The organism is Bacillus cereus group sp. BfR-BA-01379 (genome assembly GCF_022663605.1).
Taxonomy (GTDB): Bacteria; Bacillota; Bacilli; order Bacillales; family Bacillaceae_G; genus Bacillus_A; species Bacillus_A mobilis.
Window position 1 is genome coordinate 1 of the sequence record NZ_JAKUFT010000131.1, and the last position, 6,911, is coordinate 6,911.

Consider the following 6,911-nt stretch of genomic DNA (forward strand, 5'->3'; position numbering starts at 1 on the left):
TATTTGTAATTTTATCGTCTTTTGTACTGTATAAAACAAGTACTTTTGGTTTTGATGATGTTTGTGCAGAGGTGTGGATAGGGACAAGAAGTAAAATACTGAACAAGAGTATTATGCACTTTTTCATTTGGTCTGCTCCTATTCTATATGTAGAGTTCAATTTACAATTATATACAAGAAATACGTTGTAGTCTATGAAAGTTACATTTTTGTACGTATTTACCAGCTGTTTTTTCACAAAATCGGTCTAAAGCATGATGATAATATGTGTAATTATTTGCTATGATAAAAGGGTAAGAGAATGATAGAGTGTGGGTAATTGTAAAGGGAAGAAGGCTGAAAGGGGACAAATTTCAGCGGAGAAAGAGGTAGAGGTAGTGAAGAAATTCTTTGTAGGATTTTTAGTTGTTCTTGGGGTGTACTTATATTTCCAAGGAAAGTCTGAAGGAATGGGCAAGTTAGTGAATGAGACAAGCTATGTTGACTCAGAAGAAGCAAAACAGATGAAACAAATTATTATAGAGGAAGCAAAGAAAGTCAATCTTCCGGAATGGATACCTCTTACAATTGCCGAACATGAAAGCCGGTTAAATCCAAGAAGTGTTGGAGATAACGGAACTTCATTCGGATTGTTTCAATTGCACCGTGGTGGTGGACTTGCACCAGATCATTTAACTGATGAAGAGTTGAAAGATCCGCACAAAAATGCGCAAATTGCAATGCCGCATTTAATGAAAGGGTATAAGCGCGGGGTGCAGAAAGGTTTGACGGATTTTGCATTACTAAAATATGTAGCAAATACATCTGGATGGCCAGGTAATCTGGGTCCAGAGTGGACGGATAATAACATGAAGTATAACATCGGATTAGAAGATGTGTACTATCGAAATAAAGGTGTAATAAAAGAGTAGGTTTTCTATACCTACTCTATTTTTTGTGAATAATTGCGTCGTCTTGTTTTGTGAAATACGCCGCTAGTTGTATTTTCACGTCTTCTAGTTTTGTAGAAACTTGCGGTATTTTATATCCTACATACAATGGTGAAACGACAAACCTAGGAACAACTTTACAAATGATTTTTCCATTTAAGTAATAGAAGAATAAGTTATAACTACTACATCCTTTATGGAAATCTGTCAGTATGTACCGTACAGTTTGCTGAATATAATTTGCTAGTTCATCTATGCATCCAATATCTTCAATGATGATATTAAATTCTGTAAAACCGATAATAGGACGATCTGAAATATTGAGTTCAATGCGTTCGTTTTTTTGTACAATTACTCCTCGGAAGTTGTCCTGTTCTACGTTACCGAGATAGTCTACATATTTCATTCCGATAATCTGCATGTGTGCATGATGCAAACTTCCGCCTGAGAATGGCCCGTGATTTTTGTATAAAATCACAGATGTGAATTCTTCATTCTTCTGTAAGCCTAACCAATGTTTAATCGAGAAACGAATTAGTGATCTCATATGTTCTTCTGTATATGTCGCAATATGATCTTCACAATTATCGGTTTCGATTAGCACCGTTTGAAATGTATCTTTTAATGTAGGAAATTTGTTTTCCAGCCAAATAATCGAGCCCTCAGTTGCTAAAATATCTGTTAAATTTTCTCTGTCACAAAAAGGACATGCAGCGCTTCTATTCCGGATGCTTTCTGGTTTTTGTTTGCCGATATCGTTTAAAAAGTATAGTTGTTGTGTATCCATTTGTATATATGCCCCTTTAAAATGTGTGTAAAAATCCCGCTTAATACATTCGTGAAAAGAAGAAGGAAATCCTTTAAAGGGAATAGGAAAAATAAAAGACAAGATATCCTCATTACAACAGGGTACCTTGTCTTTTATTTTTTCTTTAATAATGTGTATGGATAATATAGATCGTTTTTATTATGTTTCTTTTTTCTATTTTTTATTGTGTATAAGGCAATTGCTGTACTCGCTATTACAATAATGGCTTTCTTCATATTCGTTTACCCCTTTTTTATTGTTGGTTTAATTCTTGGCTAACTGCTTTTGCATCAACTAGAGCGTGTAAAATCATTTTTACCATGTTCATCATATTCTCTCACTCCTTTTTATAGTTCGTTTAGTTCTTTTACAACTGCTTGTCCGTTCACTAATACCTCAAAGATTGCTTTTACGATTTCTTTCATCATGATTGTTTCCTCCTTTTGTTGTCTCTCTTGTTTGCATCTTTATTGTATAGGGAGGCATCTTTTCGTACTATCGCTTTCCATTACGTGAACATAACAGTTTTGTAAGATTTGATGTCACTTATTGAAATGTTTAGTCTATCTTCATTATTTTCAGAAAAATGACTATTCAAACATGAAATGGGAAAGTATAATAAAGAAGTAAGTATTAAATTCCGTACGAAAGGGGTGAATGAGATGAAACGTTCTTTAGCTGCACGTGCCAAATTTTTAGATTATATCTATTTTTGTCGTGCGATTTTTCATGATGTAGTTGTTAACGGGATACGTCTGTCCTTTTTTAACAATTGCATAGTAGCTATTGAACGATAGAAATCTCTTCACCCATTTTTAATAAACGTGTGAAAAGGGAGCTATTTTGCTTCCTTTTTCTATGTCGAAAACCATGGGGAATGTTTCTTTCCCATGGTTTTTTATATTGAAAGGAGTACGGAAAATGACAATTTGTAGTGTAAATAATGTAACGAAATCTTTTGGTGGAAACATCATATTTGAAAATATATCGCTTGAAATAAAGAATGGTGAACGTGTTGGATTAGTTGGTCGTAACGGTAGTGGGAAGACAACAATCTTTCAGCTTCTAACTGGAATGGAAAGTTTAGATGCAGGAGCCATTCATATGAAGAAAGGTACATGTATTGGTCATGTGGCACAAATTCCGAAATTTGATGAGGATATGACTGTATATGATGTACTGAGTTCGGCTTTTAAAGCAGAAAAGGAATTAGAAAGAGAGATGCGTACTTTAGAAAAAGATATGGCGGAAGAACGAGAACCGTCTGCTTTACAAAAATTAATGGAGAGATACGGAGTAACTCAAGAAAAGTTTGCGTTCCTTGGTGGCTATGAAATAGAAGCGAATTTGATGAAGGTAGCAAATGGTCTACAGGTGACAGAACTATTTCCTCGATCATTTCTGGAGTTAAGTGGTGGGGAACAAACAAAGATAAGTCTTGCATATATGCTATTGCAGAAACCAGATCTACTTCTATTAGATGAACCAACCAATCATTTAGATTTATTCGCCGTAGAATGGCTAGAACAATTTTTAAAAGAATACAATGGAACGGTTATGGTTATTTCACATGATCGCTATTTCCTTGATGAAGTTGTAACGAAGATTTTTGATTTAGAAGATGGAGAGATTCACGTGTATCATACAAACTATTCTCAGTTTGTTGAGGAAAAGGAAGAACGGTTGCTGCAGGAGTTCCAGGCTTATCAAGAACAGCAAAAGAAAATAAAGAAAATGAAAGAAGCAATTAAGCGACTACGTGAATGGGCAAATCAGGCGAATCCTCCGAATGAAGGATTGCATAAGAGAGCGAGAAGTATGGAACGCGCACTGGAACGTATAGAGAAACTAAAGAAACCTATTTTAGAACGAAAACAAATGGGGCTTCAGTTTGAAGGGCAAGAGAGAAGTGGGAAAGATGTTGTTGTAATGAAAGAAGTGAGTAAAGGGTTTGCTGGCCATCCTTTATTTAATGAAGCGAATTTACATGTTCGTTTTCAAGAGCGTGCGGCGATCGTCGGTCGTAATGGTACAGGAAAGACAACGCTACTAAAATTACTATTAGAAGAAATAGAACCAGACGCTGGTGAAATTCGAATTGGTAGTAGTGTGAAAATCGGTTATTTATCACAGCATGCGTACGGAAATGTGAAGAGTAATGTATTAGAAGCTTTCAGGGAATATGTAGCTGTAACAGAGGGAGAAGCGAGACATATATTAGCTAAGTTTTTATTTTATGGTCCAGCGGTGTTTAAGAAAGTAACGCAACTGAGCGGTGGAGAAAAAATGAGATTAAGGCTTGCGCAACTTATGTATCAAGATATCAATTTTTTAATTTTAGATGAGCCGACAAACCATCTCGACATTGAATCAAGGGAAGTTTTAGAGGAAGCTCTTGAGCAATATAATGGGACGATTCTAGCTGTTTCACATGATCGTTATTTTTTAAATAAGTTATTTGAAAAGACGTATTGGATTGATGAGCGTAAATTATTTGAGTTTGCAGGGAACTATGCATGGGCGCGTCAAAAGTGGGAAGAAAAACTTGAGACGCAAGTAATAAAGCAGCAACGCCAAGGAAGAAAAAGGATTGAAATAGCTCCTATAAAAAAGAAAGAAGTTAGGAATGTTGAGGAGATTGAAACCGAGTTAATGCGTGTAGAAGAAGATATATATACGCTTGAGTGTAAGATGGAACATGTAGTTGATATTGAAATGCTTGAACAATTGTATGTGGAAAAAGCGAAGCAAGAGTTGTTACGAGCGGAGTTATATAATGAGTTAGGGAATATTGTGGAGTAAAAAGTGGGAAGCGAATTCCTTTCAGTTTTACTGAAGGAATTCGCTTTTTATATGGATACTTTAAGAGATAAATAAAAGTTGTGTTTCACGTGAAACAGTAATGTTGATACATCTTTGATCCATAATTTGCATAGGGTGTGAAACATAAAAGGTATTGGGAGCTTTTTGGATTGATAAATTATTTCCCGAGACATAAGCATGTGAACGGCGATTCGTGATTGAAAACAAAAAAACAGAGTTACAGCTTTACGCGCTGAACTCTGTTTTCTTTTTGTGTCGTATCTTCTCTTGTTGAAATGATAATGGCGATCCCGAGCATAATAAAAAAAGCTAAAAAGAGGACGAACTTTGGGAAGAATGGGAATAGTAATAGCGCCCCGACTATCATAATTGTTAATAATACGTAGTGCAGGACGTATTGGAATAGGTTGTCCATATTTTCGCCCCCTTTTTGGTAATTGGTTATTAGTATTCTATGTCCCATACTGAACGAATAGAAGTGGATTTTTAATTTTTTAATACGAAATAAAAGAGAACAATTGACATGGTGAAAGGAAAGGAATAATCTTGAAATTAATTCATACTATTTTTATAGGAAAAATAAAGATAGTTACAGGAAGGGGGCTATGTTCCTACATCGTTAAAAATTAGGAAGGTAAAGGTGAGCATCTAATGAAAAATGCTTTTAAAGGAGCACTTGCTACATTTCTTAGTGTATCAGTATTACTAGCCGGATGTGGTCAAGAGGAAGCAAGTACAAATGAAGCCGGGAGCGTACCAAAAGTAAAAGATGAGTTTATTAAAGCAAGCGACAAAGCAAAAAGTCCTACAAAAATAAAAGAAAGAAAAGATACTTTTGTAGTTGGAATGCCAAGTCCTGGAGGGATATTCCTTCCGCACTTTATGGAGAATGGATGGGATGGTAACATAACACAAGCTATCTTTGCCCCTCTTATTGGACTTGATAAGGAAGGAAAACCAATTCCAATTTTAGCGAAGAAGTGGGATGTTTCGGAGGATCAGCTTACATATACATTCCATTTGAAAGATGATTTAAAGTTTAGTGATGGTACACCGTTAACTGCAGATGATGTAGCATTTACATTAACGTTATTACATGATCCAACTTATAGTGGTGCGACTGATATAAGTCAAACAGCAATAAAAGGTGGGCAAGCATATAAAGAAGGAAAAGCGAATTCTATTGAGGGAATTCAGGTTGTAGATTCGAAAACAATTAAAATTACAACTGAAAAGGTAAATGCCCAAACATTATCGTTAATTGGCGGAGAAGTAATTTCAAAAGCTTATTACGGGAAAGAGTATAAGCAAGGACACTTGGAGTATTTAAAAGAATTGTATGGGAAGCCGCTGGGAGCAGGAGCTTATAAATTGGATAAATATATTCCTGGTCAAGAAGTTCGATTTGTAGCAAATGAAAGTTATTTTGAAGGAAAGCCGAAGATTGAGCATTTTATTTATAAAATTACAAAAGGTGATACGAAGCTACAACAATTTCAAGCCGGGGAAGTAGATTATGATGGTTTTACGACAAACGCGGAGACGATTGAACAGTTAAAGGATTTAGGTTTTGCTAATATTAATGTATATACAGGAAGCTCTTACGGCTACATTAAAATGAATTATAAAAAGCCACACTTTAAAGATAAACGTGTCCGCCAAGCATTTATTTATGGATTAGAGCGTCAAAAGGTTATTGATACGTATTTCCAAGGATATGCGTCACTCGTTAATGTACCGATTACGCCAGTTTCTTGGGCGTATACAGAAGAGGGTATTAATAAATATGAGTATAATTTAGAGAAAGCGAAGAAACTACTGAATGAGGCTGGGTGGAAAGCTGGTTCGGATGGAATTCGTGAAAAGGACGGACAAAAACTGAAAGTAAGTTATTTTGCCTCATCAGCAAGTAAAATAAATGATGTAATGATTCCTGTGATGAAGGAAGATTATAAAAAGCTCGGTGTAGAGTTTAACCCAGAATATATGGACTTTAATACGATGATTTCAAAAGTGATAAAAGGTGATTATGATTTGGCGATGGTATCTACGCCAATGATTGATGATCCGAGTGGAACGATTGAGGAGTTTGTTTCAACAAGTAAACGAAATTATGATGGATATTATAATCCGAAAGTAGATGAATTAGCTAAGCAAGCATTAGAAACGTTGGATATTGAAAAGAGAAAAGAAATTTATAAAAAGTTATATCAAGAGTTAAGTGAAGACCCGCCTGTAATCTTCTTAAATAATAGCAAAGTTGTGTCTGCACATCATGCGCGAATTCAAGGATTACAAGAAGATAACTATAACGGTATTTTATTAAGTTTACCTAAATTAAAGATAGAACA

The 6,911-nt window shown here is 35.2% G+C and carries 7 protein-coding genes and 1 pseudogene; 4 read left to right on the plus strand and 4 right to left on the minus strand.

What is annotated here, in order from left to right:
• Positions 1–127, minus strand: a pseudogene (locus tag MR113_RS28740) (DUF2334 domain-containing protein); the annotation flags it as partial.
• Positions 128–377: 250 nt separating this feature from the next.
• On the opposite strand from MR113_RS28740, the gene MR113_RS26395 reads away from it, so the two are divergent.
• Positions 378–911 (plus strand): transglycosylase SLT domain-containing protein, encoded by a 534-nt coding sequence (locus MR113_RS26395; RefSeq protein WP_242257397.1) that lies wholly within the window; start codon positions 378–380, stop codon positions 909–911.
• Positions 912–927: 16 nt separating this feature from the next.
• Here the strand turns inward: MR113_RS26395 and MR113_RS26400 are convergent, their stop codons facing one another.
• A complete protein-coding gene (locus tag MR113_RS26400; protein ID WP_242257394.1) occupies positions 928–1,716 on the minus strand; it encodes a DUF4931 domain-containing protein in 789 nt (262 codons plus the stop codon).
• 134 nt (positions 1,717–1,850) lie between these two features.
• Complete coding sequence (locus tag MR113_RS26405) at positions 1,851–1,973, minus strand: hypothetical protein (RefSeq protein ID WP_000709145.1); 123 nt, start codon at positions 1,971–1,973, stop codon at positions 1,851–1,853.
• Positions 1,974–2,399: 426 nt separating this feature from the next.
• On the opposite strand from MR113_RS26405, the gene MR113_RS26410 reads away from it, so the two are divergent.
• Together MR113_RS26410 and abc-f are read left to right on the plus strand one after the other, a co-directional pair.
• On the plus strand, positions 2,400–2,534 hold the full coding sequence (locus tag MR113_RS26410) for an RAxF-45 family protein (RefSeq protein WP_046956655.1): 135 nt from the start codon (positions 2,400–2,402) through the stop codon (positions 2,532–2,534).
• 124 nt (positions 2,535–2,658) lie between these two features.
• Positions 2,659–4,539 carry a ribosomal protection-like ABC-F family protein gene (gene abc-f, locus MR113_RS26415; protein WP_242257395.1) on the plus strand — a complete coding sequence of 627 codons (1,881 nt, stop codon included), beginning with the start codon at positions 2,659–2,661 and terminating at the stop codon, positions 4,537–4,539.
• 238 nt (positions 4,540–4,777) lie between these two features.
• Here abc-f and MR113_RS26420 read toward each other — a convergent pair whose 3' ends face one another.
• Complete coding sequence (locus MR113_RS26420; protein WP_000369258.1) at positions 4,778–4,975, minus strand: hypothetical protein; 198 nt, start codon at positions 4,973–4,975, stop codon at positions 4,778–4,780.
• Between the two features lie 236 nt (positions 4,976–5,211).
• Here MR113_RS26420 and MR113_RS26425 point away from each other — a divergent pair.
• Positions 5,212–6,911, plus strand: a 1,700-nt coding sequence (locus tag MR113_RS26425; protein WP_242257396.1) for an ABC transporter substrate-binding protein, incomplete at its 3' end; no start/stop codon positions are given.

Bases quoted from the DNA above. Each gene is read 5' to 3' on its own strand.
- MR113_RS26410 (WP_046956655.1), top strand. From the start codon at position 2,400: ATGAAACGTTCTTTAGCTGCACGTGCCAAATTTTTAGATTATATCTAT.
- abc-f (WP_242257395.1), top strand. From the start codon at position 2,659: ATGACAATTTGTAGTGTAAATAATGTAACGAAATCTTTTGGTGGAAAC.
- MR113_RS26400 (WP_242257394.1), bottom strand. From the start codon at position 1,716: ATGGATACACAACAACTATACTTTTTAAACGATATCGGCAAACAAAAA.
- MR113_RS26405 (WP_000709145.1), bottom strand. From the start codon at position 1,973: ATGAAGAAAGCCATTATTGTAATAGCGAGTACAGCAATTGCCTTATAC.
- MR113_RS26420 (WP_000369258.1), bottom strand. From the start codon at position 4,975: ATGGACAACCTATTCCAATACGTCCTGCACTACGTATTATTAACAATT.